The following is a 25362-nucleotide window of genomic DNA, read 5'->3' as shown; positions in this document are numbered from 1 at the left end:
CAGGACAGCGCAATTAGCATATTAATTAATTTTTCAAGTTTAGTGATACAAATCAAAGCGCCCCTTGTGGAGGACTTCTTTCATACCACCAGTTTCCATCAATGATTTATTCATGATAACTTTTTTCAGGACAGACGCTGGGTAGCCTTTAACTTGACTATTCTTGCCAACAATCCCAATCGCATCAGTATTCCCAAGTGAGCAAACGGTACCTTGCGTTTTGTAGGTGAATTGTTCAAGCGTTTCGCCAGCCATATCAGCGATGATATTTTCGGCTGCTGTGTGCCCCATTACAAGACTAATTTGCGCAGTAGTTGGCCATGGACGACCGGATTCATCGTCCATCACGGCACTAACATCACCAACGACATAGATGTGATCATCGTCCGGATCTTGCAATTCTGGTGTTACTGAAACACGATTACGCCGAGCTTCATAACCAGAATCTTTAATGACATGACTACCACTCACACCAGTTGTCCAAATAATTGTGCCGGCAGTAAGTTCTTTCATTTCATGCGTTTCGGAGTTATCTTCATAAACCACCGCACCATCACGAACTTCTTTGATTCCCTTGCCAGTCATAATCACAGCACCTTGGTCAGTCAATTTCTTAACACCATACGCCGTCAACTCATCGGGGAACATTGGTAAGAGCTTTGATGATGCATCAATGCACATGATTTGAATTTCGTCATCCGTGACACCGGCAGTTTCGGCATAACCTGATTTTTGTTCGCACATCGCCCCCAATAATTCAATGCCAGTGAACCCAGCTCCACAAACCAAGAACTTCAAGTTTTCTGGATTTTTTGATGTTTGATAATCGACAAGTTTATTAATGATGTGTTCATGGACCGCCTTAGCAGTTTCCACATCATCCATGGGTAATGCATATTCTTGTGCCCCAGGAATGCCAAATGTTTCAGAAGCAAAACCAAGTGCCACAATTAGATAATCGAAAGTCATTGTTGCATGGCCTTCAATTTCAACCGTCTTAGTTTCCTTATCAATTTTAGTTACTAAGCCTTGGATAAAAGTTGTCACTTTGTCATCAACAACATCTTTAATTGGATAAGCAATTTTTTCTGGTCCTTGACCACCGGCTGCAACTTCATGAATATCGGTTGCTTCATAGTGATAGTCATTCCGATCAACTAAAGTGATTGCCACATCCTTCTTAGCCTTATGTTGCAAAACTTTTAATGCTAGCAAACCAGCATAACCGGCTCCTAAAATTCCAATTGTTGTTTTTGCCATCTTTGTAATCCTCCTCGAATTCCGTTAAAAACTGCATGTACGAGGATGCTCGACCAGCTCCTCGAATTCCGTTAAATACTACATACACGAGGTTGCCCCACCGACCCTCGATACCCCGTAAAATTGCATACTCTATACAATTTAAGTATACCGAACTCGGATTTTTATTACCAAAGATAGCCCTTACTAATCACTATAATAATTTATGCATAATAATCCGCCATATCCGATCCCAATGATGGATAAGCATAAATATTAGCTTGCGTTTGGGCAAACGTCCGATGTGTATTAATAATCGTCACAAAATAATTAATGAGTTCTTCAGCCTCATCAGCCACGACACTTGCACCAACAATTACGTCATTATTATCAACCACCACGCGCACTTTAGCGGCATCTAATGAACGGTAGAAAGTAATGACATCAGTTACATCAAAATCAATAATCTTATAGTTATTTGCACGCGCGGCAGCCATCGTCATGCCAACTTGCGCCAGCCGATGTTTTGCAAAAACAACAACTGGTGTCGCAGGATAACTAATTGGCGCTGTCGTTGCGCCCGTCAGTAAGTCCGCAACATAGCGACCCTCAAAGTTACCCACAGGGACAATCTTTGGCACTGGTGAACTCGCAACATCGCCAATACTATACACATGTGGATTACTTGAGCGCAAATAGTTATCCACAAGCACTTCGCCATGTTCATCAATTTTGATATTCGCGTTATCCACAGCCAATAAATCGGCATTGCCCGTGCGCCCGGCTGCATTAAAAACGGCATCGACTTGCAAACTTGTCTCATCAGCCAACTCAACTTGTAAGCCTTGACTGTTGCGCGTCACTGCGACAACGCCAACTCCAAAATGAAATTCAACGCCATCGTTTGCCAAATGTTGCACGACGTCGTCAACATGCTCTGGGTCAAACCCACTTAGCGCTTCTGAACTCCGATCAATCACATGCACCTGTGCGCCAGCCGCACTCGCAATTGTCGCAAATTCTATCCCCACAAAACCGGCCCCAATAAATGCGATTGTGGCTGGCATTTCAGCTAAGTTCAAGAATGTTTCGTTATCACCTAATAATTCGGCTCCGCGAATCGGTAATGTGCTTGGACGTTGCCCAACCGCAATAATCCAGTCAGTTGCTTTAATTGTTGTATCAGCTTGGGCAACTAGCACTTCATCGGTGCTAATAAATTGGGCTGCTCCATACACGCGCTCAATGTCGGCGTCATCTAACCCTTTCGTTTTGCGCGGTTTCACTGCATCGACATACGTTTGTTTGTGTGCCATCAACGCTGGCCAATCAATCGCTAACGTACCTTTTAAGCCGGCTTTACTCATTTGTTGGGCGCGTGTCACGCCTTCAACGGCACTCATCAAGATTTTTTTAGGATCACAACCATAGTTTGGGCACGTGCCACCCCAGAGATATTTCTCAATAATCACCACGCTTTTACCCTGTCCCTTAGCCCGAAATGCCGCCGCCAATCCGGCTGGTCCTGAACCAATTACCCCAACATCATACGTAACATTTTTCATTTTCCTACCCCACTTTTCTTTATTATGTTAATTATACGGGAAGTGTCAATCAACGCAAAAAATCGGCTAACAAGTTGTTACACTCGTTAGCCGATTTTTAGTACTTTATTTATACTTCAGCTGGTAACTTAGCGATGCGACCATTTTGCACGTAAACGCTCAAAATGGCGATGTCGGCTGGGTTAACCCCTGAAATCCGTGAAGCTTGCGCCAAAGTTTCTGGTTCAATCTTCGCTAACTTTTGCTTGGCTTCAATTGCCAAACCTTCAATAGCTGAATAATCAATATTCAACGGAATTTTTTTAGCTTCCATCCGGTGGAGCTTATCAACCTTTTCTTGCGCTTTCTTGATGTAGCCTTCGTACTTAACTTGCACTTCAACTTCTTCAATCACGTAGCGATCAAGTGGCGTTGCGCTCGCTGGCACGAATTCTAACAACTTAGCGTAGTCAACTTCTGGCCGACGAAGCAATTCAGCAGCCAATACAGAATCCTTCATTGGGTTAGAACCACAAGAAACGAGGTACTTATCCAAGGCTTCATTTGGATTGATACGAATTGTGTTCAAACGCTTCTTTTCCGCTTCAATCGCATCACGCTTAGCTGTAAATTCGGCATAACGTTCGTCGGAAATCATCCCAAGTTCGTGACCCTTTTCAGTCAAACGCAAGTCAGCGTTATCATGACGGAGCAACAAACGATATTCGGCCCGTGAAGTCAACAAACGGTAAGGTTCGTTAGTTCCCTTAGTTACAAGGTCATCAATCATAACCCCAATGTAACCTTCAGAACGCTTCATTTCGTAGCCTTCTTTACCTTGGGCACGGAGACCGGCATTGATACCAGCGATAATTCCTTGACCGGCGGCTTCTTCATAACCAGAAGTTCCGTTCATTTGACCGGCAGTAAACAAGTTCTTGATGACCTTAGTTTCCAAAGTGTGCCGAAGTTGGTGTGGTGCCACCACGTCGTATTCGATGGCGTAACCAGGACGCATTAATTCAGCATTTTCCAAACCAGCCACTGAGTGCAACATCTTCAATTGCACTTCTTCAGGCATTGAAGTTGAGAAACCTTGAACATACCATTCGTCAGTATTGCGGCCTTCTGGTTCGAGGAACAATTGGTGTTGCAACTTATCTGCAAAACGCACAATCTTGTCTTCAATTGATGGGCAGTAACGTGGGCCAACCCCTTCAATCACACCAGTAAACATTGGTGCCCGGTGCAAGTTTTCACGAATAATATCGTGCGTGTGTTCATTTGTATAAGTTAACCAACAAGACAATTGTTGCTTCAAAGCAAGGTAATTTTCATCCTTTGAGGTGAAGCTAAAGTGGTTCGGCTTTTCATCCCCAGGTTGTTCTTCGGTCACTGAAAAATCAATCGTTGAACCATCAACCCGTGGTGGTGTCCCAGTCTTGAAACGCTTGAGTTCAAAACCAAGATCCAACAAGTTTTCTGACAATTTGATTGAAGGTTGTGAGTTGTTAGGGCCTGATGTGTACATCAATTCCCCAATAATAATCTTCCCACGTGATGAAGTTCCGGCGGTTAACACAACGGCCTTAGAATGGTACATCGCACCAGTTGAGGTCTTCACGCCAACAGCTTCGCCATCTTCAACTAACACTTCTTCGACAATTCCTTGACGTAAAGTTAAGTTAGGCGTGTGTTCCATCGTGTTTTTCATTTCCATGTGGTAAGCGTCTTTGTCTGATTGAGCACGTAAAGCGCGCACAGCTGGACCCTTACCAGTGTTCAACATCCGCATTTGAACGTATGTCTTATCGGTATTACGACCCATTTCACCACCAAGGGCGTCAATTTCGCGCACGACAATTCCCTTTGCGGGACCACCTACTGCAGGGTTACAGGGCATAAATGCGACCATTTCAAGTGAAATCGTCATCAATAATGTCTCGTTACCCATGCGCGCGGCTGCCAAAGCGGCTTCTGAACCAGCGTGACCAGCACCAACGACAATTACGTCGTATTCGCCAGCATCATATGGAATAACTGCCATAATTAATTCTCCTATTTATTTGCGCTTAAATACGCGTTATTAAACTGCTAAATTTTCAATCTGTTTTTTTATTTCATCACGAACTTCGCGGAACACCGCCATGATTTCATCCTCAGTACCAGTCGCTTGAGCAGGATCGTTTAATCCCCAGTGCAACCGTTCAATTGTCGGTGGGGTCACTGGACACTTGTCGCGTGCATCCCCACACAACGTAATTACTAAGTCTGATGACAGCAAATAATCGTTGTCGATTAATTTTGACGTGTGCTGACTAATATCAACACCATCTGCCGCCATCACCGCTACGGCCCGTGGATTCAAACCATGTTGTTCAACACCGGCACTCGCAATTATCCATTCAGGATGCATTTGCTTGGCGTATCCTTCCGCAATTTGACTGCGGCATGAGTTACCAGTACATAAAAAATATACTTGCGTCATCGCGAATTCCTACTTTCCAAGACAGAATTGGCTAAATAATTCCGTCAATAAATCATCTTGGACCGAATCCCCAGTAATCTCACCAAGCTTGTCCCAGGCATCCGTCATATCGATTTGCACAATATCAACCGGCATCCCCATCGCAACACCATCAATGACCGCTTGCAACGACTTACTTGCGCTAGCTAATAAACCAATGTGGCGCGCGTTAGTGACCATCACCGTCGTTTGATTGTTTTCGATACCTTCATCAAAGAACAAGTGCGCGATTTTTTCTTCCAATAAGTCCATGTTCAAGTTTTTCAAAACTGAAACAGCGATCATTTCGTTTGGTTCAATCAAACTCGCGATATCATTTGGATCTAATTTTTGTTCCAAATCAGTCTTGTTCAAAATCACAATCCGCTTCTTATCAGCAGTAATCTTAATCAATTCACGATCTTCATCGGTTAATGGTTCATTCGTATTCAGCACCAACATCACTAAGTCAGCCTTAACAATCGCAGCCCGTGAACGTTCGACCCCGATTTTTTCAACGACGTCTTCTGTATCACGAATCCCAGCGGTATCAACCAGCTTCAAAGGCACACCGTGGACGTTGACGTATTCTTCAATCACATCCCGGGTTGTCCCAGCAATTTCCGTCACAATCGCTTTATCTTCATGCAACAAGTGGTTCAAAATTGAACTCTTACCCACATTTGGTCGGCCGATAATCGCTGTTGCCAAACCTTCACGTAAAACTTTACCTTGCTTGGCCGTTTTTAATAATTGCGCAACGTGTGCTTGCACATTCGTTGCTTGTTCCAATAACAATTGCGTTGTCATTTGCTCAACCGCATCATATTCAGGGTAATCAATGTTAACTTCGACTTGCGCCAAAGTATCCACGATGTCCTTCCGAATCTTGCGAATTAAACCAGACAAGTTCCCATCCAATTGATTCAAAGCAACTTGCATTGAACGATCAGTTTTAGCGCGAATTAAGTCCATCACGGCTTCTGCTTGTGACAAATCAATCCGGCCGTTCAAGAACGCCCGCTTGGTAAATTCACCAGGTTCAGCTAACCGGGCACCATTACTCAAGAGCAATTGGAGAATGCGGTTAGTCGCAACAATCCCACCGTGCGCATTAATTTCAATGACGTCTTCACGCGTAAATGTCCGTGGTGCCCGCATTACTGAGACCATCACTTCATCAACTTCTTGATTATCTTTATCCGGATCAATAATATGTCCGTAATTAATTGTGTGTGAATCAACTTTGCTTAAGTTCTTGCCTTTGAAAACCCGACAAGCAACGTCAACGGCTTCTTCACCGCTTAAACGAATAATCGAAATCGCCCCTTCGCCAGGTGGCGTACTAATAGCGGCAATCGTGTCAAATTCTGTAATGGTACTTCCAGCGTTAGCCATGTTTAAGATCCTTTCTTTTGCGTTTGAGGTCAGTCGTATGGAGAACCTCAATCATGTAATTTGGGTAGCTGTTCGGGCATGCTCAATCATATAGTTTGGGTAGCCGTTCGGGCATACCCAACCATGTAATTTGGGTACAAAAAAAGTGCATACACCACCCCTATATTTCTAGGTGGCGAAGCACTTTCACTACTTCGGTAGCTATTTAATTATTATTCTCAATAATACCTTTGCGACAATATTCGCAAACTACCTACATTCTAAGGAGTTCCCGCGTTGATGTCAAGAGTTACTTCTTATTTGTAAGCGAATCCAAAGACAAAAAAATCCACGCCGGCATTGACGTGGATTTGTTAACTCACTTAACTTTGATTGTTTTAGTTAATTTTTTGGCACCATTTGCCTTGTTGTTTTGTACCACAAACTTCAACTTAGCTTTTTTAGCGACCTTCTTTTTTAGCTTAATCGTAAATTTACCTTTGGCATTGGCCTTAGCTTTACCAAGTAACTTTCCCTTGGCATTATAAACTTTAACTGTGACCCCCTTAGTTGTTGTGCCAGTGAACTTCTTGACTGTGTGCTTCACGGTTACTTTCAACTTGGGTTTAGCCGCCTTTTGCTTGGCAGCCGCTTTTGCTTTAGCGGCTTTCTTCTTCGCCGCTGCTTTTGCCTTTGCTGCCTTTTTCTTCGCTGCGTCCGCCTTAGCTTTGGCTGCTGCCTTCTTCGCCGCGTCGGCCTTGGCTTTGGCTGCTGCCTTCTTGGCTGCGTCGGCCTTGGCCTGGTCTGCTACTTTCTTGGCTGCGTCCGCCTTTGCTTGGTCTACCGCTTTCTTCGCTACGTCCGCTTTGGCCTGGTCCGCGGTTTTCTTCGCTGCGTCTGCCTTCGCTTGCTCCGCTGCTTTCTTCACTGCATCTGCATCAGCCTGCGCTGTATCGCTATACTCGCTAGCAGTATCAATTACACTAGCCGCATCCGCGTTAGTACTTGCCACGCTATTAAACACGGCGGTTAAGGTAATGCCACTATCGGCAATCGCAATTGCGTCCCCTGGTTGGAAATGATTTCCTTTGCCATCAGTATAGTAGGCAAATACTTGGCCGTCAGCCGTTGGCGTTGTATACGGTAAGTAATAACGACCGTAGTAGTTAATTGTGCCATTTTCATCCGCTGGTAAGCTGACATTTTTCGCCGTGGTTGCGGTCTTAAATGTAATTTTTTTCGCTACTCCAGTATTTTCACCGGTTACAAAAACGGCCGTCAGTGTAATATCACTCGCTGGCAAAGTTGTGTAATCGCCATAGACTTTACCGTCGCTACCCAACCAATAGTCAAACGTTGCTCCAGTTGAATCCTGCAACGTGGCAGTATTTCCATCATAGATACTTGCCGTTGTTCCATCGAGTAAGTTACCGGAGAATTTCACGCTCGTTTTCGTACCACCTACCACAAATGTCGCTTGGTATTGCGCCACATCAGCAGTGTAAACAGCCTTAAACGTCAGGGTTTTGCTAGCAAAATCACTTAAATTAACCCCACTCGCGGCGGCGTATGCTTTACCGTCACTACCTAGCCAATATGCAAACTCAGTCCCTTGCTTTGTTGGTCCAGCTGGTAACGTGAAACCGGTATTGTTATCGAAGTACACGGTTTCACTAGTTTTCGTTGCTTGCCCGCCATTCAAATCATACGTCAGTGAATACTTAGGTAACGCCGTATAGTGCGCGTAGTACGTTGTGGCACCTGTTAGCTTTGGATTAGGATAACTGGCAACTTGCTTGCCTTGCGCGTCGGTCCAATAGTCAAATTGATAATTGGCTAATTCCGGGGTTGGGATACTACCCAACGCAAATCCATTTTGATCATCATAGTAATCGGTCGCCACATACAAGTTGTTTCCCTTTGCATCGGTTGGCTTACTACTTACCGTTGCTGGCGTGTAGCTAAATGTGCCCTTACCGGTATTCAAAGTTACGGTCAGTTGTTTTAAATCCGTATACCGCGCTTCAAAGTACGCACCACGCTTAACACTAGCGGTCGCATGTGGTTGGACAATAACTTGCTTGCCGTCTCCATCAACAACTGACGTCCCATCACTGTTAAATTCCGCCCAACCATCAAAACGGTAACCCGGTTTAGCGGTAACATCTGGGGCTGTCACCGTACCAATTTGCGTTTTATCATCCAAAGATGCGGTAATTGCATCCACTGAATCACTGCGCGTTGAGTCCGCTTTAAAACGCACGTTGGTTGTATTTTTTACGACGGCATAGAAAGTTTGGTCTTCATATTGCCCCGCCGCTAGCTTATTTAACGCCAACGCCGTACCAGTTCCATCCGCTTTGGTGTTCCATTCCGTCAAACCATAACCCTGAATCAAAAATGTTAATTGTAAATTCTTATCCAAATCAGCTTGTGTCAGTAATGAAGCAATCCCGTTATTGGCGCCACTTGATGATTCGGTAGCCGAAACGGGAATTACCACACTAACTGTCCCATCCGGGTTCACCAAAACGTTTGAAATATCGGCGGCCACACCAGCGGCTAACGTAACTTTATTTGCATCTGCTGGGGCGATTTTAAACGTTAAGTTAAAACTAGTCCGGACTAAGTCGGCACTTAAGGTAACCGTCTTATTTTGGGTTTTACCATCACTATCTGTATAACTAAAACTAATTGTGGTCGGCTGTGACACACCGTTATAATACGCAACATTTTGATCTTTTAACGTCCACCCGGTTACTGTGCTCGTCGCTGAGTCGCCTGTGAGTTTAAGGTCTGTGTATTGCGTGCCCAAATACTTTGCAATATTAAAATAGTAATTGGGACCAAATGAACCGTTAACGTGTGTGCCGACACCAACTTGATACGCTTGATTATCCGTTTCAGCTGCCGACGCCCGAATTAACGTACTATGACCGGCAACGGCATCTGGGACAACATTCGTAAAAACGCCAACTGATACGGTTCCTAATAACACCGTACTGAATAATCCTAATTTAACTTTTGTTGCTAACTTCATAAATAAAACCCCTCCCCTGAACTCGTTTGTTTTTTCGTGATGTCTATCCAGCAAATAAATTATTATTGAAAAAAACGACCTCACAAAAGCCCCTGCAAAAGGCATTGTTAGGTCGTTTTTTCGACATCACATTAATTACTTAGCTTTAAAACTCGTTTGAGCTTTGGCAAAGCCATGTGCGTGATCATTTTGAACTTTAACGGTGAACTTAGTACCCTTCTTATAAGTTTGCTTCAACTTAATTGAGAATTTACCGTTTTTCGTCGTTACGTGTTTCTGTGCAACGACCTTTCCTTTGGCGTTGTATAACTTAACAGTTGCGCCTTGGGTTGTCTTACCTGTAAAGGTCTTTTTAGTAACTTTGAGTGTACTTCGCTTAGGCGCAGGGCTCTTTGTAACTTTAAGTGCCTTTTTAGTCGTGTTTTTTGTTGTAGTTTTAGTGTCAATTGCTTTAACACTGACATAGACCGTCTGTGCCTTAGTAGTTTTCAACTTAACTTTGAATTTACCGTTCGTTGCTGCCTTAACCTTGCCAAGAACTTTACCAGCCTTAGTTGTCACCGTAACTTGCGCTTTTGCTTCAGTTTTACCAGTGACATACTTGTTAGCGGTGTAAGCTTTATCAAGTTTCAAGCTAGTTGCAACTTTCTTCTTAGCTGGCGCTGGGGTCTTAGGAGTTGTCTTTGGTACACTCACTGCCACCTGCTCAGCAGCAACCACTTTGTTGGCCGTCGCGGTAGTGTAAGTTTGCGTGGCCGTCGCAGTCTTGGTAGCAGTTACGGTCAAAGTATCACCAGCAACTACGCCTTTAGCAGTTAAGGTAAACGCACCCTTGCTGTCAGCCGTACCAGTCGCAACTGTGACACCATATTGATCAACAACCGCTAAACTTGCGCCGGCTGTTGCCGTACCAGTTAAGGTTGCTCCCGTATCCGTTGCCTTGTTACTTGTCACCGCCACTGCCAGCTTAACGGCAGTCGCACCATTAGCTTGGTATTGTGCAGTAAACTTAGTATCCGCCGTTAACTTAACGGTATCACCAGCTTTGTAGGTATTGCCCCGATCATCTTCCCAACCAGTAAAACTGAAGTCCGCTTTTGTTGGTCCGGCTGGTAATGTATACGTGCTAGTTTTTGAGCCACTTGCCGTTTTCGCCTGTGTGTCAGCTAATTTAGTGCCACCAGCAGTGTCAAATGAAATCGTGTAAGCGTTCGGTGCAACCACTGCGTACAATGTTTTGCTACCAATAATTTGGCCGGCTTGATTAAGCTTAATGGCTTGCCCGGTCGCATCTTCCCAACCAACAAAGTGATAGTTGGCATCATTGACTTTGTAGGCTGGCACTTGGTCAGCGGTCAAGACACCATCATCAGTTGATGAGAGGTCAACTGTTTTGGCAGTAACCGTGGTTTTACTATCAGTTGCCGCAAAGTCAACATGGTAGGCTGCCACGGTTGGATCAGCTTGTAAATCAACGTGAACGGGCATTGTTAGCATTGCACCAACGTTGTACGTATATTCAATATCCGTTGGTTGCCCGGTACCTTGATATACCGCCACCCCAGTTGTTGGGTCTAATTTCCAATCAATTTGCGCTGGGACCGTTGCGTATTGTGCTAAATCTTCGGTTGAAGCTTCATTCAAAAACTGCTTCAAGTTGAAATAGTATTTCGTGGCGCCTTGCGCATCTTTTTGTGCGTAGAATGCTTGGTCTGCGACCGTTTGGCCCGAAATATTCGCACCACTCCGGTTATTAGAAACGTTCGTACTCATATCTAATGTCCGCAGGTGGTTGTTTGATAAATCAATATTACTTAGATAAATATTTTTAGCTAAGTCGACGTGCGTTAAATTATTATCTGATGCCAACAGTGTCGTTAAGCCCGATAATTGCGCTAACGTACTATTGAAACTCGCTTCATCTAATTTATTATTCCGGACATCTAAATATGAAATCTTTTGCCCACCATTTGCTGTTGATTGTGGGGCAACCTTTAACGTCTTAAGTTGGTTATCCGCGGCATTAACGCGTGCTACCCGTGGATTCTTCGATAAATCTAAGCTAGTTAATTGATTACTACCAACAAACAAACTATCGAGGTTTTGTAACTTAGCCAAACCAGCAATGTCAGTCAACTGATTATTAGCTAACACGGCGACTGTCAAACCAGGATTATTTGATAAATCAACGGTTTTCAAACCAGTATTTTGCAATACTAAACTATCCAACTCGGTATACGTTTCTAAACCTTTGGCTAACTGATCAGCCGTGATACTCAGATTTTCCAAATCTAACAATGAAAGCTTCTTCGCATCTGGTAAAGTAACGTCTTTTAAAGTCACTTGGCTGTTTTTGTCAGCACTATCTGGTGGCGTCATTGCGATGGTTAAGTTTGTCAAACTAGTATTGTTACTCAAATCCAACTTTTCAATGGCGCTTGAATCACGAATCGTCAATAATTGTAATTCAGGATTTTTCGTCACATCTAGATTTTTCAAACCACCATTATGCGATAACTGCAGCGTTGTTAAGTGGCTACTTTGTGATGTGTCAATCGTGGTCAAGCTATCGGAAAATACAACGCCCAATTCATCAAGTGTTGAATTAGTAACAATTTTCTTTAAGTTTTGATCACGGGTAACCGTCACATCTTCAGCTTTTAAATCAATGTTGTCAGCATCATCACTGATACTTGTCGCTCCAAGTGAACCAAATTGTGCTTTGTACAAAATTGGTAATTCACTGACATCCGCCGTTGCTAACTCGGGACCCATGTCGTGAGCGTACAATTCACCCAAAATTGGGTTATCTTTCAAAATTGATAAATCTCCAACATTGTTACCGTTCAACGTTAATTTTTGGATGGCTTTGAAATATTGAATACCGGTTAGATTATCAAAATGCAAATTCGTCAAATCTAATTGCCCAAACATCTTCAACGTATCTGGTGTTAAGACTTTGACATCCTTACCAGTTGCTTGTTGGGCGATTGTTGCCACAAAGGCCCGGAAAATTGAATCCGGAAAGTGCGCTTCATCAATGGGAATCGTCCCTTGGGCATCGAGCGCATTATCACCGACTGCCAAATAGTACGCATCCAAATCCTTTAAAGCCTTGGTAGCACCATCTGAATCATTAGCATCTGAGGCAGCTTTAACTGCGGCGGTCAACTGATCAACCGTTGCGCTATTAACCGCTGTATCACTCGTTTGGTAGGTGGTAGCATCGCCATCTGTCGCAAATACGGCTGCGACTTCTTTGGCGGGTGTGTCCGTTGCGGCTGCCGCGTCGAATAACTGCGCTTGCCCCCAACGTTGTTGATTACTATTAGTCGCTGCACTAGCACCGGCTGTATTTGCATTAAAAGCTACAACTACCGCACCAAGTACTAATGAACTATATAAAACGGTCTTCAAGTTTTTGTGTTTCTTCATAAATGTGGCCTCCCTATAACCGCCATTTCATTGGACAAATCCCTGTGTCCAACAATAAATCACTCACTAATCTTCATTAGCTTATGTTCATTACGCGTTTGATTTTTGTAGCTTATTTTGCTTTAACAGTCTTGGTTACAGCTTTGTAAATAATCTTGGTTGTATCTGGTCGATCTGCTTTAACCTTAATCTTTTGGTTCTTCTTCAAAGCCTTCTTCAATTTCACTGTGAACTTACCCTTGGCGTTGGCCTTAGCAGTTCCGAGCTTCTTGCCCTTAGCATTGTAGACTGTCACAACGGACTTCTTCGCTGCTTTACCAGTTACTTTCTTGGCCTTTGTCTTAACTTTTGCAACCTTCAAACTTGATTTCTTGGAAACTTTCTTTGCTTTAGTTGCTTTCTTAATTGCTTTAACAGTTGGCACAGTAACCGTGGCGGTCTTCACTTGTCCTTTATGACCAAGTGAATCAGCGGTCCGCACTTGTAAGTTAGTCGTCTTCTTAAAGGTTACAGCTGACGTATATTTCTTCCAGCTCTTACCCTTATTAGTTGAGTATTCCAAGTACGTGTAAGTCTTTTCGCTGGCCGTCAACGCTTGCGTGTAGCCTAGCGTAACTGTCAATTGACCCTTTTTCTTATCGAGTTGGCCTAATTTAACGGTTGCATCGGCTGCAACTTTATAAACCGCATTTGTTACCGCATGCTTAACCACGGCTGACTCGTTACCGTACTTATCAACTGATTTGAATTCTGGCGTTGAGTTAAACGCAATGTTGATGGCATCGTTGTATTGGTTCCAAGTCTTACCACTATCCAAACTGTAGTAGTTCGTCACGTCTTTTTCGTTGCTAACAACTGACAACTTAACCGCTTTTGCTGGTTTAGTTGTATCTGCCTTAACCGTTGGCCGGGCAACCTTCTTATCGGGTGCGTAGTGGACCAAGATTTTTGCTTTGGTACCGTTTTGGTGAATGTCATAAACACCCACTTGGAAAATGTGATCATACACATCATCCTTACCGTACGGCGTTTTGAACAATTCGTAAGTCTTTGAGAACTTCAAGTTAGGTTCAACATTCTTGTGTTCATACGTTTGATCCAAAGCTCGTTTGTCTTGTGCCACATCATCAGCATTAATGTTGATGTCATAGCCTGCCATGTTATCGTTGGCTTCACCTGAAATCGTGAAGTCTTTCTTGTTGGTCCAAACTTCATAATCATAATCTGGATCAGAAGACTTCGCGTAGTTACCGTCTAACTTCAAATATGGTGACAATGCATCGGTATAGAGAACAAAGTAACCCTCGTCCCCGATTGTTTTGCCGTTTACTTCGGCCGTCCAACGGTAGTGCACCCGTTTGCTTGAGTTGTCGCCCACCTTAACTGGGAAAGTGAACGTGCCGTCATCTTGCTTGGTCACATCTTGCCAATCAGTCTTGCCATCTTTATCAACTTGCCCATTAACATTGATTTGTACGTTTACCTTCGTTGCTGGATCCCATTCACCCTTAACCGTGTAAATACCAGTCTTGGCGTCATAATCTTTCTTTGAGGCATCAATTCGCGTGTAATCAAAATCAACGACATTTTTAAAGTTCAAGTACGTTGAAGCTGGCTGGTTCACAAACAAGTAGTCCATTGGTCCATAAATCTTATCTTGGTTCGTTTGACCAGTGAACTTGTACGCCGAAGCATACAAGATATTTTGGCCTTCAGCCAGTTTGGCCGCTAAATTCCAACGCCCATCATCGTGTAGTTCTAATCCATATTGTGAGTAGACGACACTTTCAGTTGCGTCAGTGTTAGCACCCTTATATGGTTCATCGACTTCTTCACCATTTTGGTTCATATTGTCGTCTTCATCGTAACTGATGGCATTGTAGGCAATCCCATCAGCATCCTTTGATAACGAACCTGAGAATGTGTATTGGTTACCAGCTGCCAATGGGTGATTAACCAAATAGTATGAAGTTCCGGCGCCGTTATCAGTTAACGCGCCATCCTTCTTATCAATTTGAACAGTTGGGCTTGTGCTAAATGAGAAGTTCGTCGTTTTTAACGTCCGTGCATCATCTAACTTGAAAATCAGCTTCCGCGTTTTGTCAGTTACGGGTACTTTCGCAGTAAATTCACCGTACTTGTTGATTTTAGCGGCAACTTTTGCACCGGCTGCGGCATCGTTAGTCGTCAAGTACAAGTCTTGTGGTGAGTAACCGTAAACCGTGTAAGTTTTCGTTTTGGCATCATAGTATGCATCAGCATCCGTCGCGATTTGGTTGTTCGTGACGTTGTAGAGCAAGATGTCATTAGCGGTATTGAAAATATCTTCACTACCAGCAACGCGGGTGTGGTACGTCCCGATGTTACCCGCAATATCTTCAACTTGACCTTGCACGTCATTAGTTCCGTTTGTAATCGCGCGGGCTTGTTCGGCAGTTACGGCGAAGTCAAAGTCCCCATTATCCTCAACTGATTTTTGGTTACCCTTATCTTCATCGCCGAGTCCTAAGAAGTGCTTACCTGTGTTATCAGTTGCTTGGTAATATTCAATGACGTTATTAATTGCCACCGCAACATTCGTGAAACTTTCAAAACCAGAAACATTATCAGCAACGTGACCAGTTACATGCCAAGCGCCATTTTCTTGTTTTAAATCAACATTTGTCACAGTTGGTGCTGTTGTATCAACCTTAACTGGTAGTTTCAAGGTTTGTGGCTTAGCATTCTTCCCGTATGGCGTTGATTTAATCGTGTAGTAGTATTGCCCATCGGGTGCATCCGTTGCGGTCGTTGACCATGATGAGTTTGAAACTTTACCATCCCAAATCAATTGTTGGTCTTGATAGATTGTCGCTTGACCAACTTCATTAATGTAGGCGCGACTCCAGCCACCAAGTTTCTTCAAGTCACGGACGGTGTTACCCTTCGCATCTTCAATCGTGACATCCGTTGCTTTAACATTACGCAAGTAAGCAAGAAAGGCCACTGCGGAATCTTGATAGCCATCACCATCGGGCGAAATAGCCACGTGATTTGGATTGATGAATGCTGGTTCATCAGCTTGTGAAATTGCTGAATTTTGTTCTAATTCAGTTAATGCTGAAACTGGTACGTCCAACCCAAGTGGTGCTTGACTGTAACCATCACGCAGGTAGTTTTCTTGATAATGTGATTTGTCACCATCAAATGCGGGTGCATCTAATGCATCAAGGCCACCCCAGTTACCGTAGAAACCAAGGTATGGAATCGTCAAGTTAACCCCGTTGGCGAAGGCGGTTGGTTCCTTGTCGCTGTTATCATCAGCGCGCGGTGTCACAACATTACCATCTGCATCAAGGGCGTCAAATCCAATGTAGCCTTCAACGAATTGATCAAGATCAAATTTACCATTTTGTGCATCACTAAGATCCAACGTAAACGTAACTTTTTTACTGTCACCAGGTGCGACTGTGAACTTATTGGCAGTTGCCGTTAGCTTCGCGCCATCAAGGTACTTCGCATATTGTTCTTGGCCACCGTTACCTGCACGTAAATATTGCGCTTCTGGCTTATAGTCACCGTTTAACTTGTAGCTAACTGCTTGTTTACCGTTATTTTTCAATGTTACTGAGAACGTCGTCTTTTTATCGATTTCTTTCAATGAAACCACGCCAGTGTTATCACCATCGTATGTTAATTGCACATCGGTTGAAATCGCGCGGTTGACGTTAATCATCCCTGAACCTTGGCGCCGTGGTGAATATGGTACCCCGGCTTTATCTACCATTGGTTCTGAAGTATTAATCGCCGCTAACTTCGCCGCCGCAGTTAAATCGCCACCCTTCAAAGTCGTGCCCCGTTCATGCATTGCTTCTAAAATCAACGCTTCGGAACCAGCAACGAATGGTGATGACATTGAAGTTCCCGACATATTTTGATACTTGTCATCATTTGCCAATGACCAAATGTGACCACCAGGACCAGAAATTTCGGGCTTCAATTGTAATGTTGGTGATGGGCCCCATGAAGTAAAGTCTGATGGCGTGCCACCAGCTGGGTTTGTAACCCGCTTTTTAAATGGTGCTGAAAATGAGTAAGTGTCCTTCTTACCACCAGCTTCAACTTCTTTCTTCAAAGCTACCCCATCTTCGTATGATAACCCAACTGATGGAATATCAGCTGAGTTATCAATATTCCCATTAAATGACGTCCCAGGGACATTATTCATGATGATGAAACCGGCGGCTCCTTTATCAAGGGCCGTTTGTTGCTTCGTTGAGAAATTTAATTCCCCCCGGGCTAATAAGACAATTTTGCCCTTAACATCGAGGCCATCATAATCATCTGGGTATCCCAGTCCCACTAATTCTGGTGTATTATCGGGAACTTTTGCTCCGTGTTTGTTAGGCAACACCACAATTTGCTTTTTACTTGGGAACGCACCAAATTGCAAGTGCGCAACACTAGCCACAACTTCATTTGCAAACGGATTTTCTTCACCATCGCGACTGAAATCCATTACGTCAGTCACAAGCATCGTGTTTTCCGCTGAAGCAACCGTTAAGGCGTTGTTAGCAACCCCTGGGTCACCGACAATACCGTTATCTTGCTGCGCCCATTGGACAGAAGCCGGTGATCCGTATGCACCCGAGTTACTAACCCCAGAGTTACCCGCTGAGATAACTGGCAACGTCCCGGCTTCCGCAGCGGCGTTAACGGCTTGTACATCTAATGAACTCAAGCCTTCACCATCCGCACCACCATTACGGCCAAGTGACATGTTAATCACATCCGCACCAAGGGTCACTGCATCTTCAATTGATTGCACAATTGCATCGGTGTCATTATTCCCATTACCACCTTCAGAATTAGCAAAAACTTTCAAATCTAAAATTTGAGCTTCTGGTGCCACCCCTTTGACTGCGGTAACAGTTTTTGTGTCATCAGCCGCAATGTCTCCGTTAGCAGCGGCAATCCCAGAAACGTGCATCCCGTGCATCGTTTGCCCAGTATCACGGACTGCGTTTGAAGTATCTTGATTGTCCTTATCATTGTCGGCTGAGTTACCACCGCCAGCAGCTTTACTGTTATCAAATTTGGTGTCTTGACCACTATCAGCTTCCATGTAGTTGTAAGCATACGGTACTTTATCTGAATACCATTCCCCGTGACCAAGCGCTTTAATCTTTTCTTGGGCGACCGATTTCGTGATTTTTTCGGCTTTCACACCTTCGGGACTCAACTTCAAGTCTTTATGTGAAGGATCAACCCCTGAGTCAATAATTCCGATGACCGTCCCGCGACCATCAAGATTGTAGTTTTGATTATTGAAATTTTGGACCGCCGTTTGAACTTTGGCTTGTTGGTTTGAAGAGGCTTCTAATAAATGATAAGAAGCCGTTGGAGCAACGCTCGCGACACCCTTCAAGCCTTCTAATTGGTCTAACTGGCTAACCTTAGCTTTAATTGCAAAACCATTCAGGAGGTAACCAAATTGACTTGAAGCCTTGGTACCAGTGATTTTTTCGACCTGCTTAAGCACTGAGCTTTGTCCATCGACAACATCGTCTTCGGCCGCCGTAATTTTTTTAACTGATGCCACCGAGCCAGTTGGCTTAGCGGTTTTATCAACGGCTGGTTTAGCACTCAATTGCACAATTACTTTAACCGTTTGATTTTTAACTGCGTCACTATCAAGCTTGGCGACATCGACACCTTGCGCTTTTAATTGTTCTTTAACGCCGTTGTACCATGACTTTTGCGCTAACGCTTTGGTTGCTTGGTCGTGTTGCCGCAATCCTTTACTCATCTGATCAGCAACGCTTTCAGTCCGTGCATCTTTTCCCGTTGATGCATCAACTGCGCTATAAATTGGGCCGACCGCTTGCAATGCCAAGCTGGTCATTAAGACACTAAGCATTGTCAAACTTTTACTTCGTTGACTATTATGTTTCATCCGCTATACCCCTAATTCTCTCCTAATTGATCAATATCCTTTTGTAACAACTTCGTCCATTTTATGAGAGATTATGAGAAATAGCAACATTATTTTTAATGTTCGTTTAACTTATAGCGTATTTTTGCGCTTATTTTCTAATATATAGCTAACAAACGTCTATTTAATCGGCTTCACAAAAAACATTACAGTTACATTTCAAACACAAAAATAGACATTCTAGCTACTTTTGCCAATTTAAAACACTTATCTCACGATATTATTAGCTGTTTCTAAATGAATTATGAATACCATTCTCATTTATCATTCGTTTAATTAACCGTTTTATTAGAAATTGAATGTTAGAAAAAATCTCAGGAGAAATTCTCTTCTGAGACCTTTTTGACTTTTACGTTTTTTGTGGTTCACCTTGCTGCGAACGAACGGAGTGCCTGGAAATTGTTTAGCGGGCGTAGCCTTTACACCGCGACTAAGGAAATATGTGTGCAGCATATATTTCCTTAGAGTCCCAGCTTATCCGAACCGACCAAGACCGTATTTTGGCTTGGGAGGCTGCTTCCAGCGTGGTGCGCCAAACAATTTCCAGGCACGCAGTGGTAACCACGCTCAACCAAGGTATTACCATAAAAAACACAAAAAACGAGCTGGTTAATAACCAGCTCGCTACATTTAACTATTATTCAACTTCATCGCCATTTTGGCTGCGTAACCCAACTAAAATACCACGATGGGGTTCCTTACCAATTGATTCTGTGTAGACGTCTTCGTCCTCGGCCAAGGCCGCATGGATTACCTTACGTTCATATGGTGGCATTGGTTCTAACGTCACCGTTTGTCCTAAACTGACCACATCATCAGCGGTCCGGTATGCTAACCGCTCTAATGTTTCAGCCCGCTTTTCACGATATGTACCAACGTTTAACATCAGCTGTGGGTGCCGAATGCCATTTTGCGCTAGGACGATTTCGGCTAATGCCTGTAATGAGTTCAAGGTCTTACCGTGCTTACCAATCAATAAACCTTCTGTGGGTGTTTCAAACTGAATGTTCATCGTATTATGACCCCATTCAGCATCTAAACTACCTTCAATTTCCAATGCCCCCAATGCATCGGCCAAATAATTCATCGTAGCATCGGCCGCCCGATCCCATTTTACTTGGTTTTTACTTTGACGAACCCGCAATTGTACTTCATCATCTTCAGTAACGGATGCTGTTTGGGGTTCCGTTATCACTGCCGTCGTTTCTGTGGTAACTTGCTGAATTACTTGTTGTTCCTTTAGGTTAATTTCGACTTGTGCTTGCGTCCGTTTTAACCCAAAGAAACTCCGACCACCAGCTTCAACGATTGTTACCTCAACCGCTTCACGCGTGACACCTAATGAAGCTAACCCTTGTGCGGTCGCATCTTCAATATTTTTTCCTGTAAATAAAGTCATATTTATATTCTCGATTCCTGTAAAGATTCCTTTACCATTATACCGAATCTGCACTGGAATTACCTAATTGTTTCATGTGGAACAAATACCGCAAAAATATCGGCCTTGCATTTTAATAAGTGTCCACGGGACTAACTTGTTCAAATTTATTTATTCTGACGTGGAATTGTCGTTTCTGTACTTTTCAATTATCGAATTACTACGGTTCTATTGGTTCTCAGTTTTTTTCATGCAACTGCGGCCTATGGTTGATAACTGTTTTTCGATAGTTTGAGAATTATCACTAACTAACGGAGTGGCCAATTTTATTCAATTCCACATCAGACGGAATAGCGCAAAAAAAACGTATACCAACCCGTTTCCAACACAGGGCAGTATACGATTTTTATTCTATATTATTTAGTTACTAACCGTGCCTTACGACTCAAGTTCCAACGATAGAACGTTAACCCAAAGGCAATCACTGCGAGTACCATTGAAATCATAAACGCATAGTGCATCGCGTTGCTGAAAAACATTGGATGCTTAGGTAAATAAGTTGTCACGCGATACCCAGCCGACATACTCATCCAACCAAACAAGGCCGTCGTCGCGGTTGAAATCCCGATAATCATCCCCAGATTACGCGCTAAGGCATTCACTGAACCAGCGACGCCAAGATACTGTGGTTCAACAGTTCCCATCACGAGGGCGTTATTAGGTGAGTTAAACAACGCAGCACCCGCACCATTCAATGCGTTGAAGATGGCAATGAGTACGAAGCCTGTGGTTGCCCCAATCAAGGTATACCCAATCTGTGCCACCATGATTAAGACCAAACCAATCATCGTAATCACTTCTTTATCAAACTTGTCGCCAAGAATCCCACCAATTGGTGCCATCACTGCCATCACAATTGGGAATGTCATCATCAACAAACCCGATGTTCCTGGTGTCCATCCCCGCAAATTTTGCAGGTAAAATGGCATGATAACTACGAAGAAATTATTTGTAATAAAAACTAACATCCCCGTCAATAAACTAATTGAGAACATACTGTTTTTGAAAATTGCCAAATTAATCAACGGAATTTTTTCACGTTTTTCAACTTTAACAAAAATTATGAACAATACAATTGCGAGGATAATCATCCCAATAACAGTAGGATGTAAGAATCCTTCAGCTTGACCGACGTTCACACCCATAAAGAGTGCCACAATCATGATGAAGAAGACAATTGCACCCGCCCAGTCGATTTTGGGTTTAGCCCCACGACTAGATGACTTGGGAAATAGTATTTGTCCCATAATAATCGTGACAATCCCAATTGGCACATTCACCCAGAAAATATATGACCAAGGCAAGTATTGTAGAATCAAACCACCTAAACCAGGTCCCGCAACTGCCCCAATCGACACAAACATCGCAATTAAGCCCATTGCGCGTCCGCGTTGTTCGGGTGGGAAAGTCACTGTCGTAATCCCAAAACTATTCGACATGGTCATGGCAGCACCAATTGCTTGGACAAACCGCGCAAACAATAGGAATGGTAGCCCAGCGCTAATTCCCGCTAGCAATGAACCGAAAGTGAAAATATATGTCCCGATTTTAAAAACTTTAATCTTACCAATCATGTCCCCTAAGCGACCGAAGAAAATTAATAACCCCGAAATTACAATTAAGTAAATTGAAACTGTCCACGTTGCCTCATTCATCGGCACCGCTAAATCGCGCGAAATTGTTGGTAACGCGATATTCACGATTGATGAATCAAGCGTCGACATAAATGTAAATAATCCCAATGCTAGTAATATCAGCCATTTTGATTGACTATTTTTTGCCATTATCTCCTCCATTTTTCATAGACCTTATTGCGTTAGACATGCGCACAATTTGCACCACTTACAATATGTTAGTATTCCCCCAACTGAATCATTCTACACCTCATTTGCTTGAGTTGCTATTATATCAAGTTTTCTAACGCCAAATAGGCGATTGACCGCATAATTTTGGTAATCACCTAGGCGTTAAAATTAATTAAATTTCGCGCTGCATGCTATTCGTTTAACAAACGTTGTTTCAGTTGATCGTACTCAGCTTGCGTAATTAAGCCATTATCCAGCGCTTTTTTACCTTGTTCAAGTTCAGCATATAAATCACGCGGTGCGCCATTATTAACATTTTTAGTTCGCATGCTATTCGTGACACCATCCATGTAACCGTCTTTTGAATCGCTCACGCCTTGTTGAATGAGCTTGGCAATTTTGCGCACAACACTCTTCGTCCAGAACACACTGAAACTATCACCAAATGTTTCGACTTTAACGGCGCCCCAGATAAAGCCAGTATCTGGGTTAACATTATTTAAATTACTCAACGGAATATTCGTCGCATCATGGTGAAATGGTGACCAATGCGCGTAAATAATCCGTTGCTCAGTCGTAATCGCATAGCCATAGAACCCTTCTGTGCCAAAGTAACTAACTGAATGACGTTTGGCATGTGGAGTCTGGTCAGTTTCATCGCCATTGGGACGGTTTTCACCACCTTCTGGCCGATGCCGTCCCACAAAAGCCGAAATAACTTCTTCATGATCAAGCAGCGCATCTTCAATAACTTGGAAGTGTTTCTTTTGTAACCATGGTCCTAAAATGTTCAGATTGTAGCCTAATTTATTTTCCCGCGTATATTGGTACATTTCTTCGGCAGTTTTCATAATTTTGCCCTCTTTTTCAGTATATTTACTTTAATTTTAGCAGAATGTCCGCCGCCAAACTCATAAGAAGCTTGTCGGCATAGAAAAAAGGGCTGAGACAAAATCTCACGCCCTTTAATAATTAACTTAATAAAATATCGGGCCTAGTGGAATACCATTCCACCATCAACCACTAATGTTTGACCAGTCATGTAATCAGAATCGCTACCGGCTAAGAAGGCCACCCCATTCGCAACATCTTCTGGTTCTGACAATTTTTGCAACGTAATATCCTTGGCAAATGAGTTCATTCCCCATTCAAAATCTTTACCCGCATTATCAGCAACTTGTTGGGCAATGTCATTCATCATTGGTGTCCGCACAATTCCGGGTGCAAATGCGTTAACTGTAATACCGTATTCTGCCAATTCACGGGCAGTCGTTTGCGTGATACCACGGACGGCAAATTTAGTTGAACCATACGCCGTCAAGTTAGGATTACCAACAACCCCTGCTTGTGAAGTAGCGTTGATGATTTTACCGCCATGACCAAGTTCAATCATTTTCTTAGCTGCAGCTTGCGTACCCCACACAGTTCCACCAACATTGATTTTCCATGTGTAGTCCAAATCATCTTGCTTGATGTCCAAGATTGGTGTCGTAGGTGCAACACCCGCATTATTAACGACAACATTAATATCACCCAACTTCGCAACTGTTTCATCAATGGCTGCATATACTTCATCACGGTTTTGCACATCGGCAGCCACCGCAATTGCTTCACCACCGGCCTGGTTAATTTCGTCAGCTACTCGTTGAACCTTTGCAACGGTCCGACCAACTGCCGCAATCTTAAAACCATCTTTTGCTAGCCGCTTTGCGATTGCTTCACCAATTCCTTGACCTGCCCCAGTTACAAATGCTACTTCTGTCATCACCTAATACTTCCTTTTCGATTAATTTAATTGTGATTATCTTAACAATCATTTTACTGCTACCGTTTTAGTTACGCAAGTATAATATTGTCACCGCTTACATTGTGTGTAACAAATTTACAATTGGCTGCAAGCTGAGTATGACAACCAATTATTAATAAACTCACGCTAACCGATTACGAGTCCTTTAATACCACCAAAATGTTTACAGGGGCTATAATTAGTTGTGAGTGATACATTCAAAATTAAGGAGTACGGATTGTGAAGAAAATCAATAAATTATTCCAATGAGTGAAGGTGGAACATACACAAATTTCTACAGCTCAAAGAAATTAGCAAAAATGATTATTATGTTGAACTAACAAATGAGGTAAATTAAATGGCCAAACGTGACCAATATAGCATCACACAAGCGGAAAAAGACCGTAAACTTCGTGAATATCGAATGATGTATCCAGATGATAGTGTTACTGCCGTTAACAAATTTCATGATTGGGAATACAACCGCGAAATAAAACTACAGAACATGCGTAATCGCGCTAAGCGACAACAACTTAGAGGAACCTTGATAGGTGTTATTGTCGCAGCAATTGTCATAGTCGTTGTGGTCGTTGCGGCTTTATGGCTCATTGGTAATGACAAACCAAAGGACAATAATAGCAGTGCTATCTCAACTACTTCAAGCGATGTGGCATCTTCAAGTTCAGTCACAAGTTCAAGTACCGCTACTGAATATCCATATGTCGTTGATGTTCCTAGTAACGTTGCGTGGACCTTCAAAGACAAGCATCTAAGTGGTGATTTACCGGAAGTATTTAACCTTCATGCCGACAATAGCGGCGTAATCATGCTAACTATTTTATTAAAAAATGAAACAGATGGGCAACTTAGAACGCCTGATACAACGTATAGTGTGAAAGTTAAGAAAATACCGACTAAGACACTTCAAGTTAATTCAGCGTCTAACAAGAAACCAAGTAGTCGCGTAGTTAAAGTAAATACCGAAATCATTTTAGGCAAAGTATTAGACGACTTCAATGGACCAAGCGATGAGAGTGGCAACGTTCTCTACATGTTTCCTAACAAGTGGGGATCAATTTCATTCTTATATCCAAGTGATGAAGCAAGCGATAATCCCGCCTACCAAGAATATTTGCAAACAACCAAATAGCAAACTGGAAACCTTTTGATGCACATTAATAGTCCTGATTCTACACGAAATCAGGCCTATTTTGCTGG

13 protein-coding genes are annotated in these 25362 nt (G+C 43.1%); 1 reads left to right on the top strand and 12 read right to left on the bottom strand.

Features of this window, described 5'->3' with window-relative positions; genetic code table 11:
• Nucleotides 1–39: 39 nt before the first annotated feature.
• The 12 genes from EQG49_RS07310 to EQG49_RS07255 all read right to left on the bottom strand — a co-directional run bounded on the left by EQG49_RS07310 (nucleotide 40) and on the right by EQG49_RS07255 (nucleotide 24123).
• Entirely contained in the window at nucleotides 40–1260 is a 1221-nt protein-coding gene (locus tag EQG49_RS07310) for an NAD(P)/FAD-dependent oxidoreductase (RefSeq protein WP_133363360.1), read from the bottom strand.
• 203 nt (nucleotides 1261–1463) lie between these two features.
• Nucleotides 1464–2804 (bottom strand): dihydrolipoyl dehydrogenase family protein, encoded by a 1341-nt coding sequence (locus EQG49_RS07305; RefSeq protein ID WP_133363359.1) that lies wholly within the window; start codon nucleotides 2802–2804, stop codon nucleotides 1464–1466.
• Between the two features lie 109 nt (nucleotides 2805–2913).
• The gene (gene mnmG, locus EQG49_RS07300; protein WP_133363358.1) at nucleotides 2914–4830 is read right to left on the bottom strand and encodes a tRNA uridine-5-carboxymethylaminomethyl(34) synthesis enzyme MnmG; all 1917 of its coding nucleotides are present in this window, start codon (nucleotides 4828–4830) and stop codon (nucleotides 2914–2916) included.
• Between the two features lie 39 nt (nucleotides 4831–4869).
• Complete coding sequence (gene arsC / locus EQG49_RS07295; RefSeq protein ID WP_133363357.1) at nucleotides 4870–5271, bottom strand: arsenate reductase (thioredoxin); 402 nt, start codon at nucleotides 5269–5271, stop codon at nucleotides 4870–4872.
• Nucleotides 5272–5280: 9 nt separating this feature from the next.
• A complete protein-coding gene (gene mnmE, locus EQG49_RS07290; protein WP_133363356.1) occupies nucleotides 5281–6687 on the bottom strand; it encodes a tRNA uridine-5-carboxymethylaminomethyl(34) synthesis GTPase MnmE in 1407 nt (468 codons plus the stop codon).
• A 358-nt stretch (nucleotides 6688–7045) separates the two neighbouring features.
• A complete protein-coding gene (locus EQG49_RS07285; RefSeq protein WP_165964823.1) occupies nucleotides 7046–9706 on the bottom strand; it encodes an Ig-like domain-containing protein in 2661 nt (886 codons plus the stop codon).
• A 135-nt stretch (nucleotides 9707–9841) separates the two neighbouring features.
• A complete protein-coding gene (locus tag EQG49_RS07280) occupies nucleotides 9842–13141 on the bottom strand; it encodes an Ig-like domain-containing protein (RefSeq protein ID WP_133363354.1) in 3300 nt (1099 codons plus the stop codon).
• 112 nt (nucleotides 13142–13253) lie between these two features.
• Nucleotides 13254–19076 (bottom strand): S8 family serine peptidase, encoded by a 5823-nt coding sequence (locus tag EQG49_RS07275; RefSeq protein WP_133363353.1) that lies wholly within the window; start codon nucleotides 19074–19076, stop codon nucleotides 13254–13256.
• Nucleotides 19077–19752: 676 nt separating this feature from the next.
• A complete protein-coding gene (gene jag, locus EQG49_RS07270) occupies nucleotides 19753–20514 on the bottom strand; it encodes an RNA-binding cell elongation regulator Jag/EloR (RefSeq protein ID WP_133363352.1) in 762 nt (253 codons plus the stop codon).
• Nucleotides 20515–20909: 395 nt separating this feature from the next.
• Nucleotides 20910–22337, bottom strand: coding sequence for an MFS transporter (locus EQG49_RS07265; protein WP_243115696.1), 1428 nt, complete (start codon nucleotides 22335–22337; stop codon nucleotides 20910–20912).
• Between the two features lie 212 nt (nucleotides 22338–22549).
• The gene (locus EQG49_RS07260) at nucleotides 22550–23209 is read right to left on the bottom strand and encodes an SHOCT domain-containing protein (protein WP_133363350.1); all 660 of its coding nucleotides are present in this window, start codon (nucleotides 23207–23209) and stop codon (nucleotides 22550–22552) included.
• 143 nt (nucleotides 23210–23352) lie between these two features.
• Nucleotides 23353–24123 carry a (S)-acetoin forming diacetyl reductase gene (locus EQG49_RS07255; protein ID WP_133363349.1) on the bottom strand — a complete coding sequence of 257 codons (771 nt, stop codon included), beginning with the start codon at nucleotides 24121–24123 and terminating at the stop codon, nucleotides 23353–23355.
• 379 nt (nucleotides 24124–24502) lie between these two features.
• Here EQG49_RS07255 and EQG49_RS07250 point away from each other — a divergent pair, with 379 nt between their 5' ends.
• On the top strand, nucleotides 24503–25294 hold the full coding sequence (locus tag EQG49_RS07250; protein WP_133363348.1) for a hypothetical protein: 792 nt from the start codon (nucleotides 24503–24505) through the stop codon (nucleotides 25292–25294).
• The last annotated feature ends 68 nt before the right edge of the window (nucleotides 25295–25362 follow it).

The sequence above is a fragment of the Periweissella cryptocerci genome (assembly GCF_004358325.1).
GTDB lineage: Bacteria > Bacillota > Bacilli > Lactobacillales > Lactobacillaceae > Periweissella > Periweissella cryptocerci.
Note: the sequence above shows the minus strand (reverse complement) of the source record. Positions and strands in the feature narration are given on the sequence as shown.